This window comes from Mesorhizobium sp. M0910 (assembly GCF_040319465.1).
GTDB lineage: Bacteria > Pseudomonadota > Alphaproteobacteria > Rhizobiales > Rhizobiaceae > Mesorhizobium.
Map to the genome: position 1 here is coordinate 697832 of NZ_JAMYNZ010000002.1, position 23065 is coordinate 720896.

General features: G+C 63.6%; 20 protein-coding genes. 8 read left to right on the forward strand and 12 right to left on the reverse strand.

What is annotated here, in order from left to right; genetic code table 11:
• Positions 1-5 precede the first annotated feature (5 nt).
• The 5 genes from NKH78_RS07375 to puuE form a co-directional block, all read right to left on the reverse strand.
• On the reverse strand, positions 6-1988 hold the full coding sequence (locus NKH78_RS07375; RefSeq protein ID WP_352686590.1) for a CocE/NonD family hydrolase: 1983 nt from the start codon (positions 1986-1988) through the stop codon (positions 6-8).
• 69 nt (positions 1989-2057) lie between these two features.
• Positions 2058-2651, reverse strand: a complete 594-nt coding sequence (locus NKH78_RS07380) for a nucleoside deaminase (RefSeq protein WP_352505911.1) — start codon at positions 2649-2651, stop codon at positions 2058-2060.
• The gene (locus NKH78_RS07385) at positions 2651-3154 is read right to left on the reverse strand and encodes an ureidoglycolate lyase (protein WP_352505910.1); all 504 of its coding nucleotides are present in this window, start codon (positions 3152-3154) and stop codon (positions 2651-2653) included. Before NKH78_RS07385 ends, NKH78_RS07380 begins: the two co-directional genes overlap by 1 nt.
• The gene (locus tag NKH78_RS07390) at positions 3151-3999 is read right to left on the reverse strand and encodes a bifunctional allantoicase/(S)-ureidoglycine aminohydrolase (protein ID WP_502896203.1); all 849 of its coding nucleotides are present in this window, start codon (positions 3997-3999) and stop codon (positions 3151-3153) included. Before NKH78_RS07390 ends, NKH78_RS07385 begins: the two co-directional genes overlap by 4 nt.
• A 63-nt stretch (positions 4000-4062) precedes the next feature.
• Complete coding sequence (puuE, locus tag NKH78_RS07395) at positions 4063-5496, reverse strand: allantoinase PuuE (protein WP_352736840.1); 1434 nt, start codon at positions 5494-5496, stop codon at positions 4063-4065.
• A gap of 173 nt (positions 5497-5669) precedes the next feature.
• On the opposite strand from puuE, the gene uraH reads away from it, so the two are divergent.
• The 4 genes from uraH to xdhC all read left to right on the forward strand — a co-directional run bounded on the left by uraH (position 5670) and on the right by xdhC (position 10921).
• Positions 5670-6044: a hydroxyisourate hydrolase gene (gene uraH, locus NKH78_RS07400; RefSeq protein ID WP_254816013.1), complete on the forward strand. Its 375-nt coding sequence runs from the start codon at positions 5670-5672 to the stop codon at positions 6042-6044.
• A gap of 1 nt (position 6045) precedes the next feature.
• The gene (gene xdhA, locus NKH78_RS07405) at positions 6046-7527 is read left to right on the forward strand and encodes a xanthine dehydrogenase small subunit (RefSeq protein ID WP_352736842.1); all 1482 of its coding nucleotides are present in this window, start codon (positions 6046-6048) and stop codon (positions 7525-7527) included.
• The gene (gene xdhB, locus NKH78_RS07410; protein ID WP_352736931.1) at positions 7527-9878 is read left to right on the forward strand and encodes a xanthine dehydrogenase molybdopterin binding subunit; all 2352 of its coding nucleotides are present in this window, start codon (positions 7527-7529) and stop codon (positions 9876-9878) included. Before xdhA ends, xdhB begins: the two co-directional genes overlap by 1 nt.
• Before the next feature lie 62 nt (positions 9879-9940).
• Complete coding sequence (gene xdhC, locus NKH78_RS07415; protein WP_352736932.1) at positions 9941-10921, forward strand: xanthine dehydrogenase accessory protein XdhC; 981 nt, start codon at positions 9941-9943, stop codon at positions 10919-10921.
• A gap of 8 nt (positions 10922-10929) precedes the next feature.
• Here the strand turns inward: xdhC and dps are convergent, their stop codons facing one another.
• The 4 genes from dps to NKH78_RS07435 all read right to left on the reverse strand — a co-directional run bounded on the left by dps (position 10930) and on the right by NKH78_RS07435 (position 14825).
• Positions 10930-11418: a DNA starvation/stationary phase protection protein Dps gene (gene dps / locus NKH78_RS07420; protein ID WP_023676226.1), complete on the reverse strand. Its 489-nt coding sequence runs from the start codon at positions 11416-11418 to the stop codon at positions 10930-10932.
• Between the two features lie 147 nt (positions 11419-11565).
• Positions 11566-12819, reverse strand: a complete 1254-nt coding sequence (locus NKH78_RS07425; protein WP_352736844.1) for an LLM class flavin-dependent oxidoreductase — start codon at positions 12817-12819, stop codon at positions 11566-11568.
• Complete coding sequence (locus tag NKH78_RS07430; protein ID WP_352736845.1) at positions 12816-13829, reverse strand: LLM class flavin-dependent oxidoreductase; 1014 nt, start codon at positions 13827-13829, stop codon at positions 12816-12818. The genes NKH78_RS07425 and NKH78_RS07430 overlap by 4 nt, the downstream gene beginning before the upstream one ends.
• A gap of 75 nt (positions 13830-13904) precedes the next feature.
• A complete protein-coding gene (locus tag NKH78_RS07435) occupies positions 13905-14825 on the reverse strand; it encodes a LysR family transcriptional regulator (RefSeq protein WP_352480068.1) in 921 nt (306 codons plus the stop codon).
• Between the two features lie 139 nt (positions 14826-14964).
• Here NKH78_RS07435 and NKH78_RS07440 point away from each other — a divergent pair, with 139 nt between their 5' ends.
• The 4 genes from NKH78_RS07440 to NKH78_RS07455 all read left to right on the forward strand — a co-directional run bounded on the left by NKH78_RS07440 (position 14965) and on the right by NKH78_RS07455 (position 19337).
• Positions 14965-16182 (forward strand): urate hydroxylase PuuD, encoded by a 1218-nt coding sequence (locus NKH78_RS07440; protein ID WP_352505900.1) that lies wholly within the window; start codon positions 14965-14967, stop codon positions 16180-16182.
• A 1-nt stretch (position 16183) separates the two neighbouring features.
• On the forward strand, positions 16184-17497 hold the full coding sequence (gene guaD, locus NKH78_RS07445) for a guanine deaminase (RefSeq protein WP_352736846.1): 1314 nt from the start codon (positions 16184-16186) through the stop codon (positions 17495-17497).
• A gap of 74 nt (positions 17498-17571) precedes the next feature.
• Positions 17572-18075 (forward strand): heme-degrading domain-containing protein, encoded by a 504-nt coding sequence (locus NKH78_RS07450; RefSeq protein WP_352736848.1) that lies wholly within the window; start codon positions 17572-17574, stop codon positions 18073-18075.
• Positions 18072-19337 carry a glycerate kinase type-2 family protein gene (locus tag NKH78_RS07455; protein WP_352736850.1) on the forward strand — a complete coding sequence of 422 codons (1266 nt, stop codon included), beginning with the start codon at positions 18072-18074 and terminating at the stop codon, positions 19335-19337. Before NKH78_RS07450 ends, NKH78_RS07455 begins: the two co-directional genes overlap by 4 nt.
• Position 19338: 1 nt before the next feature.
• Here NKH78_RS07455 and NKH78_RS07460 read toward each other — a convergent pair whose 3' ends face one another.
• From NKH78_RS07460 to NKH78_RS07470, 3 genes are all read right to left on the reverse strand, one after another.
• Positions 19339-20061, reverse strand: a complete 723-nt coding sequence (locus NKH78_RS07460) for a UdgX family uracil-DNA binding protein (protein ID WP_352736933.1) — start codon at positions 20059-20061, stop codon at positions 19339-19341.
• A gap of 86 nt (positions 20062-20147) precedes the next feature.
• Positions 20148-21569 (reverse strand): glutamine synthetase family protein, encoded by a 1422-nt coding sequence (locus tag NKH78_RS07465; protein ID WP_352736852.1) that lies wholly within the window; start codon positions 21567-21569, stop codon positions 20148-20150.
• 14 nt (positions 21570-21583) lie between these two features.
• Positions 21584-22966, reverse strand: a complete 1383-nt coding sequence (locus NKH78_RS07470) for an aspartate aminotransferase family protein (RefSeq protein WP_352882487.1) — start codon at positions 22964-22966, stop codon at positions 21584-21586.
• Positions 22967-23065: the final 99 nt, after the last annotated feature.

The following is a 23065-nucleotide window of genomic DNA, read 5'->3' on the forward strand; positions in this document are numbered from 1 at the left end:
AGCGCTCAAAGCAGTACGCGCGGGATTTTCTCCTTGAAGTTGCGCTCGAAGACCAGTTTCTCGCCTTCATAGGCTTCAATTCTGGCGCTAACCATGAAGCTTTGCGCGTCGGAGCGCATTTCGGCGAACGTTTCGGTGCGCATCGACCATTCATTTCGCGACAGCGTCTGGGTCCAATGCGTCTTGCCCGACGCTGACAGCGGATTGTCGGGATGGATCGCCCATGTCTCTCTGGCGATGCTCCCGTGGGTGAGGCCATGCTCCAGGTCGCGCACTTCGCCGAAATCGTCGACGATGGAAAGCGTGATCAGTCCGGTCTTTTCGTCGCGATCGACATGACGTTCGGAATTGGCGGGCCGAAGTGTCTCCGTTGCCCAGGGCGTCGCGCCTTCGGGGGCGGGGAAGGTGACCTCATCGCCCGTCGCCGGCGGGCGCAGCGGCAGCATCAATGTCGCGGCCGACAATTCGAGCCGGACCGGCTCCGGCGACGGCCAGATCATCGGCCAATAGCTGTTGGAGATGGCAACGCGCAAGCGGTGGCCGGCCGGCGCCCGATAGGCGCATTGGTCGAGCACCACCCGGGCGCTGACGGTTTCGCCGGGCACCAGCGCTTCGGGAAATTCGTGCGAGTTGCGATGCGTAAGGTTAAGCACGCCGTACGAGATCAGCTCCGACGCTCCGTCCGGGTGGACGTCGCACAGCCGAACCGCGATGTTCGCCTGGCGCCGGTCCGACGAGACTCTGACCAAAACTTCGGGAGCACCGACAATGTCGATCGCTTCGGTCAGCACCGGCTGGTCGAAACACACCGACAGCGCGTCGTCGGGGCGCTGGTCACCCGGCAGTTCCGGGCCGAAGGTGAAGGGGAAATATTCGCCGCCGGCAAGGCCGCAGTTTTGCGGCGACGCGACGATAGCGTGATTGCCTTCAGCGATAAGCTCAACCTCTTGCGTCCGGATGTTGGGTGACGGCCATTCCGATTCAGCGACCCAGCGGCCCGGCCGCGCGGGATGCCAGCGCGCCGGACGCACGCTGTCCATGAGATAGGCGCGGTAGGCGGGGTCGGCCTCGACGCCGGTGTCGATGTCCTTGAGCCAGCGGTCCCACCAGCGCAAGGCCTCCTGCAGGAAGCCGATGCGCGGTTCGGGCGCGGCGTAATGCGGGTATTTGTGGATCCACGGGCCGACGATGCCCTTGACCGGTGCCTCGATATTGGCGGCGAGATGGGAAATCGTATTGCGATAGCCGTCATGCCAGCCGCCGATCGACAGCACCGCGGCATGGATGGCGGAATAGTCCTCGCAGATCGAGCCGCGCTTCCAATAGGCATCGCGATATTGGTGCTTCAGCCACAGCGGTGCCAGAAAGGGCTGGTTCTCCAGCCTGGTCAGCCACAGGTCGCGCCATCTGTTGTCGCCGGCCAGCAACGGATCCGGCGGCCTTGACGAATAGGACAGCATGGTCGAGGCCCAGCCGAAATTCTCGATCAGCAGGCAGCCGCCCTTGTAGTGGATGTCGTCGGCATAGCGGTCGACCGTCGAACAGAGACTGATGACCGCCTTCAGCGCTGGCGGCTGCTTAGACGCCACCTGCAGGCAGTTGAAGCCGCCCCACGAAATGCCCATCATGCCGACATTGCCGTTGCACCAGGGCTGGTCCGCCGCCCAGGCGATGACGTCGCAAGCGTCCTGCAATTCCTGCTCGGAATATTCGTCGTCCATCAGCCCTTCGGAATCGCCATTGCCGCGCATGTCGACGCGGATCGAGGCGTAGCCATGGCCGGCAAAATAGGGATGCGTCAGCTGATCACGATAGATCGTGCCGTCGCGCTTGCGATAGGGCAGGTGTTCGAGGATTGCCGGCACCGGATCGTCGGCGGCATCGGCCGGCATCCACACCCGCGCCGACAGCCGGCAGCCGTCCGGCATGATGATCCCCATGTCGGGAAATTCAACGACCTTGCGCGGGAATTCAGTGACGGTTTTCATGCGGCCACATGATGGAGCCGCTGCCGATGCGTCGTGGGCCAGCCAACGAATTCGGCTGGTCAATCCGCGTCAACTCAGCGGAATGTCGTTGTCGGCCTTGCTAGCCTGGTAGGCGCCGGACAGTTCGTCGTAGCGTGCGGAGATTTTGCCGATCCGCGTCTCCAGTCGCAGGCGTTCGGTCTCAGGCAGCGATCGCACCAATTTGCGGATCGAAAAGCTCCTCCAGTAGGCATTCTCGGCATTGTAGCCGCCGGGATCGAGGGTGAAGACCTCCTTCAGGATCTTCAGATCGTGCGGGATGTCGAAGCTGTCGCGCGAATCCTCATGGCTGAAAAGATAGTAGAAATTGTCGAAGCCGGTCCAGGTGATCGCCGACAGGCAGAGCGAGCAGGGTTCGTGCGTGGCAAGAAAGATCGCGTTCTTGGTATCGACGCGTTCGGCCTTAGGCATTTCGTAGAAGCGCTTCAGGCAGTGCATCTCGCCGTGCCAGAGCGGATTTTCGATCTCGTTGTTGGTTTCGGCAAGCACCAGCGAACGGTCGTCCTTGCGCAGGATCGCCGCGCCGAACAGTTTGTTGCCGTGCGCGACGCCTTCGACGGTCTTCGGCACGATGTCGTGCTCGATGACATCGAGCAGGCGATCGATCAGCGAACTGTCGGTCATCACCGGCTCCCGTCGGGAAGATGGATTTCGTAAGGATGCGAGAAATGACACTCTTCGAGATTGGAGCCGTCGCCGCCGCGGTCGACGACCACAAAATCCTGGACGTCGCCGATCGGCGTCAGCACGCCGTGCCACAGATTGCGCGGGTAGTTGACGCCTTGCCCGGGCGCGGTGATGAAGGCGTGCGGCTCGCCAGGTCCTTCCTCGCCATCATGGCAGACGACGACCAGGAACGGCCGTGGTGACAGCGGGATGAAGGCCTGGCTGCCGAACGGATGGCGCTCCACCATTGTCAGCTTCAACGGCAGTTCATAGGGCGTGCCACGCACCATGGAGATCAGCACGCGCGCATTCGGCCCTCGTGCTTCCGCGGTGGCGAGGTCGTGGTAGCGCTCGGCCTTGCCGCCATTGATCGGATAATGGTTGTCGCTGCCCATATCGATGACGTCGCCGAATTCGGCGAAGGTCTCGCGGGTCAGCGGCCGGGCGACGATTCGGGTCATGGCGCGCGCCTCGCGACGCCGGCGCCGCCAAGCTTGGCATGCCGGTTGACGTCCTTGTAAAGCAGGTAGCGGAATTTTCCGGGGCCGCCGGCATAGCAGGCCTGCGGGCAGAAGGCGCGCAGCCACATATAGTCGCCGGCCTCGACCTCGACCCAGTCCTGGTTGAGGCGGTAGACCGCCTTGCCTTCCAGCACGTAGAGCCCGTGCTCCATCACATGAGTCTCGGCGAAGGGAATGACCGCACCAGGCTCGAGCGTGACGATGGTGACATGCATGTCGTGGCGCATGTCGGCCGGATCGACGAAGCGCGTCGTCGCCCATCGGCCTTCGGTACCCGGCATCGGCGTCGGCGCGATGTCCTGTTCGTTGGCGAAGAACGCTTGCGGCTGGTCGATGCCGTCGACTGCGTCATAAGTCTTGCGGATCCAGTGGAAGCGGACGGCGGCACCGCTTTCATTGCGCACCGTCCATCCGCTCGCCGGCGGCAGGAAGGCAAAGCCGCCCGGCCTTAAGCTATGTTTCTTGCCGGCAAGCGAAACGCATAGCTCGCCTTCGACCACGAACAGCGCACCTTCGGCGGCGGCGTCAAGCTCAGGGCGGTCGCTGCCGCCGCCGGGCGCGAGCTCGACGATGTATTGCGAAAACGTCTCGGCAAAACCCGACAGCGGCCGAGACAGCACCCAGATCCGTGTCCCATCCCAGAACGGCAAAGCGCTGGTGACGATGTCCTGCATCACGCCTTTGGGGATCACGGCATAGGCCTGTGTGAACACAGCGCGGCCGGTCAGCAATTCACTCTGGCCGGGATGTCCGCCTTGCGGCGCATAATAGGTTCGCTCGGCCATTTTCATCATATCCATAAATTCAAGCCTGTTGCGGAAGCCAGGGCCTATCGCGGCAGCCAAGGCCTATTGCGGAAGCATGTCCTTGAGACGAAGCAGCGCGATGCGCTCGACCTGTCTGCAGGCGGTTTCGAATTCGACGTCGTGGCTGTTGCCGATACGCGCTTCGAACTCGGCCAGGATCTCCGCCTTGGTCCTGCCTTTCACCGCGATGATGAAGGGGAAACCGAAACTGGTGACGTAGGCGGCATTGAGTTTTGCGAACAGCTCGCGCTCCTTCTCGGTCAGCGCGTCGAGCCCTGCCGAAGCTTGCTCCTTGGCCGATTCGTCCGTCAACCTTCTGGCCTGCGCCAGTTTTCCGGCAAGATCGGGGTGGGCATTGAGCACGGAAAGCCGCTCGGCCTCGCTTGCTGCGCGAAACACGCGGCAGAGCGCATTGTGCAGGCCGCCGGCACTGTCATGGGCCGGGCCGAGCTCCAGCCCATAAGCGCGCTCGGCAACCCACGGCGAATGCTCGAACACGCCGCCGAATGTGTGGACGAAGGCCTCGAATGCCATTTTCGACGGGCGCAGCGCCGGCAACCGGAACGGATGCGTCTCCTGCCAATGTTTTGCAATGTCGATGCGCCGTGCCAGCCAGACCTTGTCGTGCGATTTGACGTAGTCGATGAAGCGCTTCAGTGCCGCGACCCGGCCCGGCCGCCCAACCAGGCGGCAGTGCAGGCCGATATTCATCATGCGCCGCCGCCCTGCCTTGCCCTCGGCATAGAGCGTATCGAAACTATCCCTGAGATAGGCAAAGAACTGGTCGCCCGAATTGAAGCCCTGCGGCGTGGCAAAGCGCATGTCGTTGGCGTCGAGCGTGTAGGGGATGATCAGCTGCGGCTTCGCCGACCCGTCCGGTGTCACATGCTCGAACCAGTAGGGCAGTTCGTCGTCATATGTGTCCGACACATAGTCGAAGCCGCCCTCTTCCGCCGCCAGCCGCACCGTGTTGATCGAGGTGCGGCCGGTGTACCAGCCGGTCGGCCGCGCCCCTGTGACCTGATAATGCAGCCGGATCGCCGCCTCCATGTCGCGGCGCTCGTCTTCCGGGGTATGGTCGCGGTAGTCGATCCATTTCAGCCCGTGCGAAGCGATCTCCCAGCCGGCCTCCTGCATCGCCGCAACCTGGTCGGGCGAACGCGCCAGGGCCGTGGCCACGCCATAGCAGGTGATCGGCAACTGTGCCTCGCTGAACAGGCGCAGTAATCGCCAGAAGCCGGCTCGGGCGCCGTATTCGTAGATCGATTCCATGTTCCAGTGGCGCTGGCCGGGCCAGGGCGCGGCGCCGACGATCTCGGACAGGAAGGCTTCCGAAGCCTTGTCGCCGTGCAGGACGCAATTCTCGCCGCCCTCTTCGTAATTGACGACGAACTGCACCGCGACATGCGCCCCGCCGGGCCATTTCGGATCCGGCGGATTGGCTCCGTAGCCGCGCATGTCTCGTTCGTAACGCATTCTTGCTCCTGCCGGAAATTGTGATCAGGATAGTCGAAAGGAGTGCCTGCGCATTCCCCCGAAATTTTTGAAAGTGTTTTTGTCGCGCTCCGCTCGACCGGGACTTATGCATCGCCTTTAATTGGCGCACAATTCATGAATAGTGTTCGACCGTTCAGGGAATGGAGCAGCCAGTGGCGGAAACGTCGAAAGCCGAAGGCGGGCGCCTGACGACCCATGTCCTCGACACAGCGGCCGGCAAACCGGCGGCCGGTCTGTCGATCGAGCTCTATCATCTTGACGGGCAGGCCCGGACGCATCTGAAAACCGTTGTCACCAATGATGACGGCCGCTGCGATGCTCCACTGCTTGCCGGCGCGGAATTCCGCACCGGCGAATACGAACTGGTCTTTGCGGCCGGCGATTATCTGCGCGGGCAAGGGACAAAACTGGCGGAACCGGCCTTCCTCGACCATGTGCCGATCCGCTTCGGTATGGCCGAGCCGATGCACTATCATGTCCCGCTGCTTCTGTCGCCGTACGGCTATTCGACCTACCGGGGAAGCTGAGATGGCCGGGATCAAGACACGCAACGAAATCCGCTTCATCCTCAATGGCGAGGACGTCGCGCTCGGCGCGGTTGCACCCGACCAGACCCTGCTCGACTGGCTGCGGCTCGACCGCTCGCTGAGCGGCACCAAGGAAGGCTGCGCCGAGGGCGACTGCGGCGCCTGCACGGTGCTGGTCGGCAGGCTCTCGGCCGGCAGACTGGTCTATGAAAGCGTCAATGCCTGCATCCGCTTCCTTGGCTCGCTGGACGGCACGCATGTCGTGACCGTCGAGCATCTGCGCGGCGGCGCAGGAAAGCTGCACCCCGTGCAGCAGGCGATGGTCGATTTCCACGGCTCGCAGTGCGGCTTCTGCACGCCGGGATTCGTCATGTCGCTTTATGCGCTGTGGATGCGGTCGCCGGAGCCGTCGGACGCGGCAATAGAAAAGGCGCTGCAGGGCAATCTCTGCCGCTGCACCGGCTACGAGGCGATCATGCGCGCCGCACGCGCCATCTCAAGCTACGGCAAGGCGGCAAAGGATCCGCTGGCGGCGGAGCGCAAGGCAGTTACGGCCAAGCTCGAAGCGATGAAGGACGGTTCGCGCATCGAGATCGGCTCCGCCAACAAGCGGCTGATCGTGCCGGCCAATGCTGACGATCTGGCCAGCGTGCTGGTCAAGGAGCCGGGCGCCACTATCGTCGCGGGTTCGACCGATGTCGGCCTTTGGGTTACCAAGCACATGCGCGATATTGCGCCGGCGATTTTCATCGGCAATCTCGATGGTCTGTGCGGGATTTCCGAGGACAAGGGCGTCATCTCGATCGGCGCCGGTGTCACCTATAGCGAGGCCTTCTCGACGCTGGCGAAACGCATCCCGGCGCTGGGCCCGCTGTTCGATCGCATCGGCGGCGATCAGGTGCGCAACATGGGCACCATCGGCGGCAATATCGCCAACGGTTCGCCGATCGGCGACACGCCGCCGCCGCTGATCGCACTCGGTGCCCGCCTGACGCTGCGCCGCGGCGACAAGCGGCGGACGATCCCGCTGGAGGATTTCTTCATCGCTTATGGCCAACAGGACCGGCAGCCCGGCGAATTCGTCGAGGCCGTGCATGTCCCGGTGCCGGCCGGCGAGACGAAATTTGCCGTCTACAAGATCACCAAGCGCCGCGACGAAGACATCACAGCAGCGCTGGGCGCGTTTTTCCTGAAGCTCGCCGAGGATGGCACGGTGGCGGATGTGCGCATCGCCTATGGCGGCATGGCGGCAACGCCGAAGCGCGCCTTTGGCGTCGAAAAGGCATTGCTGGGCAGGCCCTGGACGGAAGCGACGGTCGAGGCGGCGATGGCCGCGTACGCCGGCGATTTCACCCCGCTTACCGACATGCGGGCAAGCGCCGAATACCGGGCGCTGGCGGCACGCAACCTGCTGCTGCGCTTCTTTGCCGAAACCACCGGCACCCGGGCGCCGATCCAGGTATCACGGCACGAGGCGGCATGATGAACAAGCACGCCACGCCAAACCTGAAGGCGCAAAAAATCGCCGGCGGCGTCGCCACTGACCAGCGCCATGATTCCGCGCACAAGCATGTCAGTGGCACGGCCGTTTACATCGACGACATGCCGGAACCGGCCGGCACGCTGCACGGCTGCCTTGGGCTTTCGACGGCGACGCATGCCACCATCACCAGCATGGATCTTTCGGCGGTACGCGCCGCACCCGGCGTCGTCGATGTGCTGACCGCGAGCGACGTGCCAGGCGAGAACGACATTTCGCCGACCGGCCGTCACGACGAGCCGGTGCTGGCCGACGGCAAGGTGCAATTTTTCGGTCAGCCGATCTTCTGCGTCATCGCTGAAACCCGCGAGCAAGCGCGCCGCGCGACAAGGCTGGCCAAGGTCGAATACGAGGAATTGCCGTTCGTCGCCGATATCGGCGAGCTCGATCCCGGGAAAGACAAGCTGGTCACGCCGCCGCTGACGCTAAAGCGCGGTGATGCAGCGGCTGCGATCTATGCGGCGCCGCGTCGGCTGAAGGGAAAAATGCGCATAGGCGGCCAGGAGCATTTCTATCTCGAAGGCCATATCGCCTTGGCCATCCCCGGCGAGGACCACGACGTCACCATCTATTCCTCGACCCAGCACCCGAGCGAAATCCAGCACATGGTCAGCCATGCGCTCGGTGTGCCGAGCCACGCGGTGACGGTGGAAATCCGCCGGATGGGCGGCGCTTTCGGCGGCAAGGAAACGCAAGGCAATCAGTTTGCGGCATTGGCCGCTATTGCCGCGAAGAAACATCATCGGGCCGTAAAAATCCGGCCCGACCGCGACGACGACATGATCGCCACCGGCAAACGCCACGATTTCCTCGTCGACTACGAGGTCGGCTTCGACGATGAGGGCAATATTCTGGGCGTAGATTTCATGTTCGCGGCGCGCTGCGGCTTCTCGGCCGACCTCTCCGGCCCGGTCACCGACCGCGCGCTGTTCCATTGCGACAACACCTATTTCTGGCCGGCGGTGCACGCGCAGTCGGCGCCGCTCTACACCAATACGGTATCGAACACCGCCTTTCGCGGCTTCGGCGGCCCGCAAGGCATGGTCGGCGCCGAGCGCGTCATCGACGAAGTCGCGTTTGCCGTCGGCAAGGACCCGCTCGAAATCCGCAAGAAGAATTTCTACGGCACCTCAGACCGCAACATCACGCCCTACCACCAGACGGTCGAGGACAACATCATCCACCGCATAGTCGCCGAGCTGGAGGCGAGTTCCAATTATGCGAGGCGCCGCCGCACCATCGATGCTTTCAATGCCAACAGCCGCTTCATCAAGCGCGGACTGGCGCTGACGCCGGTCAAGTTCGGCATCTCGTTCACCGCCACCCATTATAACCAGGCCGGCGCGCTGGTGCATGTCTATACCGACGGTTCGGTGCATCTGAATCACGGCGGCACCGAGATGGGGCAGGGCCTCTATGTCAAGGTGGCGCAGGTTGTGGCGGAAGAGTTCCAGATCGACCTCGATCAGGTCAAGATCACCGCGACGACAACCGGCAAGGTGCCGAATACCTCGGCCACCGCCGCGTCCTCCGGCTCCGATCTCAACGGCATGGCGGCGCAGAATGCCGCCCGCCAGATCAAGGACCGGTTGACCAATTTTGCCGTCGAGAAATACCAGGTGCCGCGCGACCAGGTGCTGTTCCTGCCCAACCGCGTGCGCATCGGCAACCAGGAGATCGCCTTCGCCGATCTCGTCAGGCAGGCCTATATGGCGCGCATCCAGCTTTCAGCGGCGGGTTTCTACAAGACGCCGAAAATCCATTGGGACCGCGACAAGGGCGAGGGCCGTCCCTTCTACTATTTCGCCTATGGCGCCGCGTGCTCGGAAGTCTCTGTCGACACGCTGACCGGCGAATATATCGTCGAGCGTACCGATATCCTGCACGAAACCGGCCGCTCGCTGAACCGCGCCATCGACCTCGGCCAGATCGAGGGCGGCTTCATCCAGGGCATGGGCTGGCTGACAACGGAGGAACTGTGGTGGGACGACAAGGGGCGGCTGCGCACCCATGCGCCATCGACCTACAAGATCCCGCTCGCGTCGGACCGGCCGAAGATTTTTAATGTGACTTTGGCCGACTGGGCGCAAGCAGGCGAACCGACGGTGTACCGCTCCAAGGCGGTCGGCGAGCCGCCCTTTCCGCTCGCAATGTCGGTGCTGCATGCGCTGTCGGACGCAGTGGCGAGCGTTGCCGGCCACAAGATCTGCCCACGCCTCGACCCGCCGGCCACGCCGGAGCGTGTGCTGATGGCGATCGAACGGCTGAAGCGGGAAGCCAAGACCGGCACTTGAATCCCGGAAACGTGCAATTCAGGCCGAAAAACTCTATATTTCCCGATAGGGAACACGAAATGATGAACGCGAAAGTGCAGAGCCTGAAAGCCTTTCTTGCCGGCGCCGGCCGGGTCGCCTTCGTTGAGGTGGCGGGGACAAAAGGTTCGACGCCGCGCGAGACGGGTGCCTTCATGCTCGTCTCAGGATCGGCCACTTTCGGCACGATCGGCGGCGGCCTGCTCGAATACATGGCGATCGACAAAGCGCGGCAGATGCTTTTCTCCCCCCTTGAGGAGGAGATGGCCGCGGAGCGGCCAGAGGGGGTCGTCTCAGAAGGCACCGCCGGTGCGTCGAGCACTGCCGCAGCGACCCCACCCGGCGGCTTCGCCGCCACCCTCCCCTCAAGGGGGAGGGATACCCTCGACATCGCGCTCGGCCCGGAGATCGGGCAGTGCTGCGGCGGCAGGGTCGAGCTGCTGATCCAGCTGGTCGACCCGGCGCTTGAAGCCAAGCTGGTTGCGGCGGCGGAAGCCGAGGAAGCGCAGCTACCGCATGTCTACATCCTCGGCGGCGGCCATGTCGGCCAAGCGCTGGCCTCGGCGATGGCCTTGCTGCCGGTGCATATCGTCGTTGTCGAGACGCGAGCCGAGGCGCTCAAAGGCATGCCGGAAGCAGTCGAAACCAAGCTGACGCCGATGCCTGAGGCGATGGTGCGCGAAGCCCCGGCTGGATCGGCCTTCGTTGTCCTCACCCATGACCATGCGCTGGACTTCCTGATCGTTGCCGAGGCTCTGAAACGCCGGGATGCCGCCTATGTCGGCATGATCGGCTCCAGAACCAAGAAGGCGACGTTCCGGAACTGGTTCCTGAAATCGGCGGACGGAAGCGAGGCGGAATTTGCCCGCCTCGTCTCGCCGATCGGCGGCGATGCCGTTAAGGACAAGCGCCCGCAGGTGATCGCCGCACTCGCCGTAGCCGAGATTATGACGGCGTTGGCCGGCCATGCGGCGGCACCGTCCGCTCAGTCCAAAACCCCTCGCCGCAAGGCGATGGCCGGCTGACGTTTTGGCTATTCCTTCTCCTGCGTGTGCGCCTCAAGGAACCACAGCAATTTGTCGAGCGAGCGTGAATAGGCGGTGAAGATGTCGGCGGTGTCGGCATCGCCCGCGCCAGCCGCCTCGTCGATCGCCGCGCGTGCCCGCTTGGCGGTTGCGGCATAGCGGTCGATCAGCGCCGCCAGATGATCCCGGGTCTTGTGGATGTCGGTCGGATAGGCCTCGAGCATAGTCGCCTTCGACACCTCTTGCGATGTGCCGAGCGCCGTCCCGCCGAGTTGTACGGCGCGCTCGGCAATGGTGTCGACATGGCCGTCGATCTCCTCGCGGAACGTGTCGAGCATCTCGTGAATGGCGATGAATTGCGGTCCCTTGACGTTCCAGTGCGCCTGCTTGGTGATCAAGGCCAGATCGATGGCGTCGGCAAGGCGGGCATTGAGAAGATCGATACACTCTTTCTTGGCATTGGATTGCAGGTCGTTGCGGGTGGCGATGGCATCCATGATCGGCTCCTGTGGCGGTTGCGTCCGCTTGGTTTAAAAAAGGGCGAAGTTTGTGGAAGGTCAATCGAACATGCGCGCAGACGCCCTCATCGCCGCGCGGCACAGCATCCCAAAACGGCGATCTCCGACTTTCGTTCCGCTCGTCGTTTACGCCGGCCTTTTCAAGCCCAGATGGTCGCGCAGCGTGCTGCCTTCATAATCCGTTCGGAACAGCCCGCGCCGCTGCAGCTCCGGCACGACTAGTGTGGCAAAGGCATCGAGTTGGCCGGGAAAATAGGATGGCATGACGTTGAAACCGTCCGCCGCGCCGCCCTCGAAGCGTGCTTCGAGCTCGTCGGCGATCTGGGCGGGCGTTCCGACGACGCGCCAATGGCCGCGCGCGCCGGCGAAATGACGGGCAAGCTGGCGAATGGACAGCTTGTCGCGGCGTGATTGCTCGATGACGAGCGCCTGCCGGCTCTGCATGCCTTCGCTGGCCGGCAGCTCGGGCAGCGGTCCGTCGATGGGATAGCGCGCGAGATCGGATATGCTGAGATAGCTGGAAAGCAGCGCGACACCGACATCGTCCGGTATCAGCTCCTGCAGTTCATCATGTTTTGCCCGGGCTTCCGCTTCGCTTGCCGCGACGACCGGCGCGACGCCGGGCATGATCTTGACGTCCTCCGGCTCGCGCCCATGGGCCGCCAGCCGTCCCTTGAGGTCGTCGTAGAAGGCCTTTGCCTCCTCGAATGTTTGCGCCGCAGTGAACACCACATCGGCGGTCCGGGCGGCGAGATCGCGGCCCTCATCCGACGCTCCCGCCTGGACCATAACCGGTGCACCTTGTGGCGAGCGCGGCAGATCGAGCGGGTCACGCGCCGAAAAACTTCTGCCTTCGTGTCCACCCTGGCCTTGCCAAAGGCCAGCAACCACGGCAGCGAATTCGCGCGCGCGTTCGTAGCGGTTCGCATGTGGGCGCAGTCCGGTCGAGCCGAAATTGGCGGCCTCGATCTGGCTGGCCGAAGTGACAAGGTTCCAGCCGGCTCGGCCGCCGCTCAGATGGTCGAGCGACAGGAAGGTTCGCGCAAGCCCGTAAGGCTCGTTATAGCTTGTCGACGCCGTTGAGACGAGGCCGATGCGCTCCCTCTGCACCGCGAGCGCCGCAAGCAGGCTGATCGGCTCGAAGCCGATCGAGCGCGACGTTTGGCTGGCGATGTTGACATTGGCCTCGCGCACGCCGGCGGCGTCCTCGCAGAAGATCATGTCGAACTTTGCCGCTTCCGCCGTCCGCGCCAGCTGGATGTAATGATCGACGTCGATGCCGGCCGTGACATGCGCCTGCGGATGGCGCCAGGCGGCGATGTGGTGGCCTGTCGCCCACAGGAAGGCGCCGAGCTTCATCTGGCCCCGACCGGCGCTCATTGCCGATCCTCCCCTGCAAGCCCGAGATGGGCGCGCAGTGTCGTCGTGCTGTACCCGGACCGGACAAGGCCGCGGCGGCGAAGCTCCGGCAGCACGAGACCGACGAAATCGTCGAGCGCCGATGTGAACGGCATGGCGACGTTGAAACCGTCGCAGGCTTTCGAGCGAAAGCACTCTTCGAGCCTGTCCGCAAAAAGGTCCGGCGCGGCGGTTATTTCGGCGCTGCCGGTAACGTTCATCAGCACTTTCAGCGCCTCCGGCCTGCGCCCCAAAGTAAGCGCACGGCGCTTCAGATCGCCCGACTTGGCCGGCTCGATCGATGGCTCATCCAGCAGGACGACATCGGCGGTGCGGGCGGCGATATCCATGGCGGGCTCGGACAGGCCGGACATGACCAGCACCGGCGTGTCCTGCGGCGACCGCGCCACGTTGAGCGGCCCGCGCACGGAAAAATATTCGCCCTTGTGGTCGAGAAGGTGCATCTTCTCGGGATCGAAGAAGCGGCCGGCAACTTTGTCGAACAGCAGCGCGTCTGCGTCCCAGCCTTTCCATAAACCTTGCACGATGCCGATGAATTCCTCTGCGCGCAGGCGGAGATCGTCGCCGAAAAACCCTTCCGGCCGGCTGAAATTGGCCGCCTCGCGCGGGTCGGGCGTCATGCTCGCGTTCCAGCCGGCGCGACCATGGCTGATAATATCGAGCGAGGCGAAACGACGCGCGAGATTGTAGGGCTGGTGGGCGACCGTCGACGCTGCCGCGACGAGGCCGATCCTGCTTGTCACCGTAGCCAGCGCTGCCAGCAAGGTCGTCGCTTCGAAGCGCATTTGCCGGTTCGGCCCACTTGCAACCGGCGCGGAATCGCCGAGCAACACCATGTCCAGGCCGGCCGCTTCGGCTTCTTGCACGAACCGCGCCAGCAGACTGAAGTCCGGGCCGGCGCCGGGCGGATGGGAAGGGGCGGCTTCCGGAGACAGTGAAACGGCGAGACACATTGTGGCGCCGTCGGCCATCGCTTTTCCCTGTTGAGCGAGATTCCTTGGGAATTATCTCGTCGGCTGGACGGAAAGCAACCGGCCAGCCGGCGATCATTTGCCGGCCAGAATATCCCGGATCAGCCGCTGGCAGCGCTCGGCCATGAAATCGAGCAGCAGCCGCACCTTCGGATCCTGCAGCTTTTTGTGTGGGTAGACGGCGGCAAACTGCACCGGCGTCGGCGGCGTGTTGCTCAGGATCACCTTCAGCCGCTGGTCGCGGATAAACGGCTCGACCTCGAAGCGCGGCTTGTTGATGATGCCGCGGCCGGACAGCGCCCAGCCGGTCAGCACGTCGCCATCATCGGTATCGTAAGGGCCGTGCACCTCGAACTTTTGCGGGCCGTTCGGCGTCTGCAGAGTCCAGACATATTCACGCGCGCCGGAATAGCGCAGCATCAGGCAATCGTGTTTCTTGCCGATCAATTCCTGCGGCTCGCTCGGCTCGCCGCGCACTTCCAGATATTGCGGGGCCGCTACCAGCACGCGCTCGCATTCCATAATGCCGCGCATCCTGAGGCTGGAATCCTCGATGATGCCCAGCCGGAAGGCAACGTCGATGCCTTCCTTCATGATATCGACATTGTGATCGGAAAGCCGGAGTCGTACCTCGATATCGGGGTACCTGTCGTGGAAATCCGGGATGCCGGATGCTACCAGCCGCCGCCCGAGGCCGAGCGGCGCTGTCACCTTTATGGTGCCGCGCGGCTGGCCGGATAATGCGCTGACCGCCGCTTCCGCCTCGGTGACCGCCTCCAGCACCTGCTTGGCGCCGGAGTAGAACACCGTGCCGTGCTCGGTCGGCATCAACTGCCGCGTCGTACGGTTGAACAGCCTGACGCCCAGGTGCTTCTCGAGCTCCTTGATCCGGTTGGAAGCGACCGCCGGCGAAATGCGCATGTCGCGCCCAGCCGCCGACAAATTGCCGAGCTCGACGACACGGACGAAAACGGCGATGTTATCGAGATAGGCCATGCGGCTTTCGTGGCTCTCATGTGGCTGCGTAGGATCAGCCTAGTATTTTCCAATTTTTTTTGAAAGTCATCGCGCGTCTCGGCCCTTTTCGTTTGCGCTCCAACCCGTAAAGTCAGCCGATCGGCAGGGACGATTTTTCATGATGGATTTCGCGATATTCTGGGATTGGCTGAGTTTCGCCGTGCGCTGGCTGCACGTCGTCACCGGTATCGCCTGGATTGGATCGTCCTTTTATTTCGTCGCGCTCGACCTCGGGCTGCGCCAGCGTCCGGGCATGCCTGCCGGAGCCTTCGGCGAGGAATGGCAGGTGCATGGCGGCGGCTTCTACCACGTGCAGAAATACCTGGTGGCGCCGGCCGAAATGCCCGAGCACCTGACCTGGTTCAAATGGGAATCCTACGCCACCTGGCTGTCGGGCTTCGCCATGCTGTGCATCGTCTACTATGCCGGGGCGGACCTGTTCCTGATCGATCCGAATGTGCTTGCCATGTCGGTGCCTGCAGGCATCTTGCTGTCGCTGGCGACGATCGGCGTCGGCTGGGTGGTTTACGATCTCTTGTGCCGTTCGCCGCTTGGCAACAGCGACACCGGCCTGATGCTGGTGCTCTACGGCGTGCTGGTGTTCATCGCCTGGGGCCTGACCCACCTGTTCACCGGCCGCGCCGCTTTCCTGCATCTCGGCGCCATCACCGCGACGATCATGTCGGCCAACGTTTTCATGGTCATCATCCCCAACCAGAAGATCGTCGTCGCCGACCTGATCGCCGGCCGTAAGCCCGATCCGAAATACGGCAAGATCGCCAAACAGCGCTCGCTGCACAACAACTACCTGACGCTGCCGGTTTTGTTCCTGATGCTGTCGAACCATTATCCGCTGGCGTTCGGCACAGAGTTCAACTGGGTCATTGCCTCGCTGGTGTTCATCATCGGCGTGCTGATCCGGCACTATTTCAACACCAGGCATGCGCGCAAAGGCAATCCGACCTGGACCTGGCTGGCCGCCGCCGTCCTGTTCGTCGTCATCATCTGGCTGTCGACGGCACCGAAGCTGCTGACCGGCGAGGTCAAAACGTCCTCGGCGGCACAGGTCTACGTCGCCTCGGCGCATTTTCCCGCCGTGCGTGATACGGTGCTTGGCCGCTGTTCGATGTGCCATGCGGCGGAGCCGTCCTACGAGGGCATTTACCACGCGCCTAAGGGCGTGATGCTCGATACCGATGCCGGCATCGCCGAGCACGCCGGCGAGATCTACCTGCAGGCCGGACGCAGCCACGCCATGCCGCCCGCCAACGTCACCCAGATCACCGACAAGGAACGGGCACTGCTGGTAGCCTGGTTCGAAGGCGCGGGGAAATAGCATGACCAGCACGCTCCTGCGCGGCCGCACGCTGTCGTTTTTGCGTTGGCCAGAAACTATCGACGACCATTCCGCCTGGCGCTACGAGCAAGATGGCGGCCTGCTGATGCGCGACGGAAGGATCGTTGCCGCTGGCGCCTATGCCGAAGTCGAGAAAAAGGCGGGCGAGGGAACAAAAAAGATCGACCATAGGCCACATCTGCTGCTGCCCGGGTTCATCGATGCGCACGCGCATTTTCCGCAGATGCAGGTCATCGCTTCCTTCGGCGCCGAGCTGCTCGACTGGCTGAACACCTACACCTTTCCGGAAGAGACCAAATTCCAGAACGCCCAGCATGGCCGCCGTATCGCCAGGCTGTTCCTGGATGAAGTGTTGCGCCACGGCACGACGACTGTCGCCGCCTATTGCTCGGTGCACAAGGAATCTGCCGAAGCGTTCTTTGCCGAGTCGCATGACCGCAACATGCTCAACATCGCCGGCAAGGTGATGATGGACCGCAACGCGCCGGAAGGCGTGCTCGACACGCCGCAATCGGGTTATGACGACAGCAAGGCGTTGATCGAGGAGTGGCACGGCAAGGGGCGCCAGCACTATGCCATCACCCCGCGCTTCGCCATCACCTCGTCGCCCGAGCAATTGGAGATGGCGGGCGCGCTCTGCCGCGAATATCCTGATCTGCACATGCAGACGCATTTGTCGGAAAACCACGCCGAGATCGCCTTCACGCAGCAGCTTCATCCGCAGGCGCGCGACTATACCGATGTCTATGAGCATTACGGGCTGCTCCGCCGAAGAAGCCTGTTCGGCCATTGCATCCATCTCTCGGAACGCGAGGCGGACGCACTTTCCGATAGCGGCTCGGTGGCGGTGTTCTGCCCGACCTCCAACCTGTTTCTCGGCTCGGGCCTTTTCGATTATCAGCGCTATCGCCGCCGCGAGAAGCCGCTTCGCATCGCCGCCGCCACCGATGTCGGCGGTGGCACCAACTATTCGATGCTGCGCACCATGGACGAGGGCTACAAGGTGATCGCGCTGAACGGCGAGAAGCTCAATCCGTTCCAGTCGTTCTGGCAATTGACCCGCGGCAATGCCGAGGCGCTGTCGCTTGCGGAAAAGATCGGCACCCTCGAGGAAGGCAGCGACGCAGATATCGTCGTGCTCGACGCCCGCGCCACGCCGGCGATGCGGCTGCGGGTGGAGACGGCGGACACGCTCGCCGAGGAATTGTTTCTGCTGCAGACGCTCGGCGACGACCGCGCCGTGCGCGAGGTCTATGTCGCCGGCCGCGCGGCCAAGACGGACATGGCGGTTTAGCTGTCGCATGCGACCGGCTTGACCGTGCGGCAGCCATCCGGCAAAGCGTGCGGCGAAGTTGACAGGGGAACGACATGGCCGTTGCGGACGACATCGCTCTGATCAAGAAACAGGAAGCCACGCTTGTCTTTTCGGGCTTCGATGAAGCCGTCGCTTTCGAGATCGGCTCGGCGATCCGCGACCGGGCTCTCAAGGAAAACCTGCCGATCATCGTCGATATCAGAACCTTCGACCGGCCGCTGTTCTATGCGGCAATGCCCGGCTCGAACGCTTCCAATCCGGATTGGGCGCGGCGCAAGATCAACGTGGTGCGGCGGTTCCTGAAAAGCACCTACCGCATGGTGCTGGAGCAGCAGCGCCCCGACCGCAGCTTCAAGCCAGGCGAGGGATTGGATACTGCCGACTACGTGCTGGCCGGCGGCGGCTTTCCCATCTCTGTCAAGGGCGCCGGCGTCATTGGCGTGATCGCCGTCTCCGGCCTGCCGGAGCGTGAGGACCATGGCGTGGTCGTCGATGCGCTGTGTGAGCATCTCCGCATCGACGCGCGCGAGCTGGCATTGCCGGCGGAAGCAAAATGACAGAGGTAGACCCCAAATCCTTTCTCATTTCGATCTTCAACGCCGCCGTTGCCGCCGCCGATCCCCAGAGGACGATCAAGGATCATCTGCCGGCAAGGCCGAAGGGCCGCACGATCGTCATCGGTGCAGGAAAAGGCTCGGCGCAGATGGCGGCGGCTTTCGAGAAGGTGTGGGACGGGCCGATCGAAGGGCTGGTCGTCACCCGCTACGGCTATGGCGCGGCCTGCCGGCGCATCGAGATCATCGAGGCGGCGCATCCGGTGCCGGATGCCGCGGGGCTCGCAGCTTCCCGGCGGCTGCTCGAAAAAGTCCAGGGACTGACTGCGGACGACCTCGTCGTGGCGCTCATTTCGGGCGGCGGCTCGGCGCTGCTGCCGTCACCTGCCGAAGGCCTGACGCTGGCCGACGAGATCGCCGTCAGCGAGGCGCTGCTCGCCTCCGGCGCGCCGATCGCCGCGATGAACACCATCCGCAAACATCTTTCCACGATCAAGGGCGGCAGGCTGGCGGCCGCCGCATATCCGGCCAAGGTGGTCTCGCTGGTTGTTTCTGACATTCCGGGCGACGATCCGGCTCTGGTCGCTTCTGGTCCGACCGTACCGGATATAGGCAGTCGTAAGGACGCATTGGCGTCGATCGCTGCCTATGGCATGAACCTGCCGGCTTCGGTCATGGCGCATATCAATTCGCCGGCGGCCGATGCGCCACGACCGGACGACCCGCGTTTTATCCGCAACGAGGTGCATCTGATCGCTTCCGCCGGCGTCTCGCTGGAAGCCGCAGCGGCCGAAGCGAAGCGCCAAGGCATTCAGGCGGTCATTCTCTCCGATTCCATCGAAGGCGAGGCGCGTGAGGTCGGCGGCGTCCACGCCGCGATCGCGCGCGAAGTGGCAACGCGCAACCGGCCGTTTGCAAAACCGGTTCTGATCCTGTCCGGCGGCGAGACGACGGTGACCCTGCGTGCAAAAGGCAAAGGCGGCCGCAACTCGGAATTCCTGCTCGCCTTCGCCATTGGCATCAGCGGCATAGTCGGCGTGCACGCACTGGCCGCCGACACTGACGGCATAGACGGTTCGGAAGACAATGCCGGCGCCTTCGCCGACGGCTCGACGGTGTCGCGGATGCGTAAGGCGGGCGTCGATGCCAAGGCCATGCTTGCCGGCAACAATGCCTGGACGGCATTCAATGCCGTAGATGACCTTTTCGTATCCGGTCCGACCGGCACAAACGTCAACGATTTCCGGGCGATATTGATCAAATAGCTCAGGCGGCCATCAGCTTTTTCACCGCTCTCATATCCTGCAGGAACCGGTCGCGTTCTGCCTGCTTATCCGCCGGCTCGCGAATGCGCAGGATGAAGGACGGGTGGATGGTGACGAAGACACGCAAGCCATCGTCGCGCTCCACCACCGCCCCGCGCATCTTCATGATCGGCACCACCTTGCCGAGCAGCGCCTGCGCCGCCGTCGCGCCGAGCGCTACCGCCAGATTGGGCTTGATCAGATCGATCTCCTTGTCGAGCCACCAGCGGCATGCCTGCACCTCGCCGGCGTTGGGCTTCGAGTGGATGCGCCGCTTGCCGCGCGGCTCGAACTTGAAATGCTTGACCGCGTTGGTGACGTAGACTTTCAGCCGATCGACGCCCGCATCGTCCAGGATCGCGTCGAACACCTTGCCGGCCGGACCGACGAAAGGCTTGCCCGCCAGATCCTCCTGATCGCCCGGCTGTTCGCCGACGAAGATCACCTTGGCTTTATCAGGGCCTTCACCGAACACGGTCTGCGTGGCGTCGTGCCATAGCGGACAGCGGCGGCAGATCTTGGCCGTTTCGCGCAGTTCAGGAATCGTTCTGGCGTCGATTTCTGTCGTTTCCGGAGACTTGCTTGCAGGCAAGCTTCTTGCCTGCACCTTGGCATGGTGCGGCGTCGGGGTTGTCTGCATCCTGGCGATCATGACTAAGGCGGCCTTGTTCGCTCCTGCAATCAGATACGCAATGAGAAAAGCCCGCCGAAGGTTCCGCTGAAATTATTCCGCATGCGCCTTCGACGGCGGATGGCCGACGATGTGATGCCCTACACCTCGTGCAGATAGAGGTGATAATCCAGTTCGCTGACCGTGCGCGCCACGCGCAGATATTCCGATTGCTTGATTGCCACGAACGTCCGGTGCAGGTCTTCGCCCAATGCGCCCTTGAGGAAGCTCGACGCCCTTGCGGCCTCGATCGCGGCACGCCAGTCGACCGGCATCGTCGTGCGCGTGACGGCGGATTCGTAGCCATTGCCCGTGGTTTCGGGACCGGGGTCGAGGCCTTCGTCAAGGCCTTTGACGATGCCTGCCAGCACCGTTGCTGCCACCAGGTAAGGATTCGCGTCGACGCCCGACGGCCGGTGCTCGATGCGCCGATTTTTTGCGTCGCCGGCCGGCACACGCAGTGCCACCGAACGGTTGTTGACGCCCCAGGTCGGCGCCACCGGCGCATAGGATTGCGAGACGAAGCGCCGCCACGAGTTGGCATGCGGCGCGAAGACCAGCATCGATTCCGCCATCGTCTGGATCAGTCCGCCGAGGCCGCGCAGCAGCGGCAGCGACCAGCTTTCACCGCCGGTTTCGGCAAAGACATTCTTGCCGGCATCGTCCAGCAGCGAGACATGAAAATGCATGCCCGAGCCGGCATATTTCTCGATCGGCTTGGCCATGAAGCAAGCGGTGACACCATGACGGCGCGCCTGCGCCCGCACCAGACGCTTGAGCATGACGAGATCGTCAGCCGCCCGCATCACATCCTTGCGGTAGTTGAGCGTCAATTCGTACTGGCCCGGCGCATATTCGGAAATGACCGTCTCGGCCGGGATGCCTTGCACCTTGGCTGCAGCATAGATGTCGGAAAACAGCGGCTCCATGCCGTGCAGATGATCGACGGAATAGACCTCCGTCTTGGCCGAGCGGCGTCCGTCGAGCACCGCGTGCGCCGGCTGCACCTTGCCTTCGGCATCGCGCTCGTTGGCGAGCAGGAAGAATTCGAGTTCGAAGGCGCCGGCCGGATGCAGGCCCTTGGCCGCAAGCATATCTACCTGGCGGGCGAGCGCCAACCGCGGGTCGGACGACATTGGCTGGCCGTCGAGATGGTACATCGCCATCAGCACCTGGCCGCGCGGCGGCTGCGTGCCGAACAGCGGCACCAGCGTGCCAGGGATCGGCCATGCCCGGAGATCGCCGTCGCCAGTCGTCCAGATCAGCCCGGTCTCGTGCACATCCTCGCCGGTGATATCGAGGCCGAGGATCGAGATCGGCATGTGCCGGCCGTTCTCGAAGATGCTCATCAGTTCGTGCCGGCGCACGATCTTGCCGCGCCCGACACCGTTGGCGTCGGTCAGCACGATATCGAAGGCTTCGATCTCGGGATGGGCCTCGAGAAAGGCTCGCGCCTCTGCGGGCGTGGAACCCGAAGGTGACGTCACGATGGAACTCAAATCTGGCTTGCGTGCTTCTCTCATGTCGCAAGCTTGTCTCACGCCGTGAGCCTGGCCGCAACCGCCGCGAAGGCGGTGATCAGCCGGTTCACCTGGGCCGCACTCGTGGCCGGGGAGATCAGCATCATGTTGTGGAAGGGCGCGATCAACACGCCGCGATTGACCAGCGCGACATGGATCGCCGCTTCGAGTTCGGGCGCATGGGCTGCTTCCGCTTGGCCGCCATTCCTCAGCGGGCCGGGCGCGCAGATGAACTCGACGCGGGCGCCGACACGTGAGACATGCCAGGGCAGCCGGTAGCGGTCGATGACGGCGGTCAGTCCGGCGTCGAGCCGCCGCGCCAGATGATCCATATGGCCGTAGGCCTCGTCGGTCATCACCTCTTCCAATGTGGCGCGCATCGCCGCGAATTGCAGCGGATTGCCCGACAGTGTCGTCCCCATGCCTGAATAGCCCGGTTCCTTCACCCTGTTATAGGCGGCATAGCGGGTCGCGACGTCCTCGCTCATCCCCCACACACTGGCCGGCACGCCGCCGGCGATCGGCTTGCCGAGCACGAACAGATCAGGCTCCAGCCCGAATTTTCTCGTATAGCCGCCGGGACCGGTCGAGATGGTATGCGTCTCGTCGGTTAGCAGCAGCGTGCCGGTCGCACGAGTAAGACGCCGCAACCCATCATGAAAGCCGGCTTCGGGCAGCACCATGCAGGAGTTGGTCAGCACCGGCTCGGTGATGACGCAGGCGACATCGTTGCCCCGGAGTGCCGCGTCGAGCGCCGGCAGATCGTTGAACTCGACGACATCGGCTGCCCGCGTCAGGTCGCGGAACTCGCCGGCCAATCCCGGCCGGTTGACCGGTCTGCCGTCGACCAGCCGCACCATAGTCTCATCGACCGAGCCGTGATAGCAGCCGTTGAAGACCAGGATCTTCTCGCGGCCGGTGACGGCGCGGGCAATCCGCAGCGCAAAGCGGTTGGCGTCGGTCGCCGTCGTTGCGATCTGCCAGAAAGGCAGGCCGAAGCGCTGTTGCAGCAGCGGTCCGATGGCCAGTGCGTCTTCGCTGGGCAGCATATAGGTCAGGCCGCGTCCGGCCTGCCGGCGGATGGCGCGGGCGACCGGCGGCGGCGAATGGCCGAACATCGAGCCGGTGTCGCCAAGACAGAAATCGTCCAGTCGGTTGCCGTCGATGTCGGTGATCGTGGCGCCCCTGGCGCTGTCGACCAGAATCGGGAAAGGCGTCGGCCAGTCGTTCATCCAGTGCATCGGCACGCCGCCGAAGAAGCCGGGCAAGCCATTGCCGATTATGGCCATCGATTTCGGCCGCGCCTGGCGGAAGACTTCTGCCTCGGTCTCGTACAACTCGGCGATCCGGGCCGGGCCGATGCCGCCGATGGAAGTCCTTGCATGGTCGATGACGTTCATGGCGGCCCCTCTCAGTCGCAGTTTAGACAATCGGCATCCGCCACCGCAATTGGCCGGGCGGCTGCCCTGTGTTGGGTCAGCGGTCATTTAAATGGAAAC

Bases quoted from the DNA above. Each gene is read 5' to 3' on its own strand.
- NKH78_RS07375 (WP_352686590.1), bottom strand. From the start codon at position 1,988: ATGAAAACCGTCACTGAATTCCCGCGCAAGGTCGTTGAATTTCCCGAC.
- NKH78_RS07380 (WP_352505911.1), bottom strand. From the start codon at position 2,651: ATGACCGACAGTTCGCTGATCGATCGCCTGCTCGATGTCATCGAGCAC.
- NKH78_RS07385 (WP_352505910.1), bottom strand. From the start codon at position 3,154: ATGACCCGAATCGTCGCCCGGCCGCTGACCCGCGAGACCTTCGCCGAA.
- NKH78_RS07390 (WP_502896203.1), bottom strand. From the start codon at position 3,999: ATGGCCGAGCGAACCTATTATGCGCCGCAAGGCGGACATCCCGGCCAG.
- puuE (WP_352736840.1), bottom strand. From the start codon at position 5,496: ATGCGTTACGAACGAGACATGCGCGGCTACGGAGCCAATCCGCCGGAT.
- xdhA (WP_352736842.1), top strand. From the start codon at position 6,046: ATGGCCGGGATCAAGACACGCAACGAAATCCGCTTCATCCTCAATGGC.
- xdhB (WP_352736931.1), top strand. From the start codon at position 7,527: ATGAACAAGCACGCCACGCCAAACCTGAAGGCGCAAAAAATCGCCGGC.
- xdhC (WP_352736932.1), top strand. From the start codon at position 9,941: ATGAACGCGAAAGTGCAGAGCCTGAAAGCCTTTCTTGCCGGCGCCGGC.
- dps (WP_023676226.1), bottom strand. From the start codon at position 11,418: ATGGATGCCATCGCCACCCGCAACGACCTGCAATCCAATGCCAAGAAA.
- NKH78_RS07425 (WP_352736844.1), bottom strand. From the start codon at position 12,819: ATGAGCGCCGGTCGGGGCCAGATGAAGCTCGGCGCCTTCCTGTGGGCG.
- NKH78_RS07430 (WP_352736845.1), bottom strand. From the start codon at position 13,829: ATGGCCGACGGCGCCACAATGTGTCTCGCCGTTTCACTGTCTCCGGAA.
- NKH78_RS07435 (WP_352480068.1), bottom strand. From the start codon at position 14,825: ATGGCCTATCTCGATAACATCGCCGTTTTCGTCCGTGTCGTCGAGCTC.
- NKH78_RS07440 (WP_352505900.1), top strand. From the start codon at position 14,965: ATGATGGATTTCGCGATATTCTGGGATTGGCTGAGTTTCGCCGTGCGC.
- guaD (WP_352736846.1), top strand. From the start codon at position 16,184: ATGACCAGCACGCTCCTGCGCGGCCGCACGCTGTCGTTTTTGCGTTGG.
- NKH78_RS07450 (WP_352736848.1), top strand. From the start codon at position 17,572: ATGGCCGTTGCGGACGACATCGCTCTGATCAAGAAACAGGAAGCCACG.
- NKH78_RS07455 (WP_352736850.1), top strand. From the start codon at position 18,072: ATGACAGAGGTAGACCCCAAATCCTTTCTCATTTCGATCTTCAACGCC.
- NKH78_RS07465 (WP_352736852.1), bottom strand. From the start codon at position 21,569: ATGAGAGAAGCACGCAAGCCAGATTTGAGTTCCATCGTGACGTCACCT.
- NKH78_RS07470 (WP_352882487.1), bottom strand. From the start codon at position 22,966: ATGAACGTCATCGACCATGCAAGGACTTCCATCGGCGGCATCGGCCCG.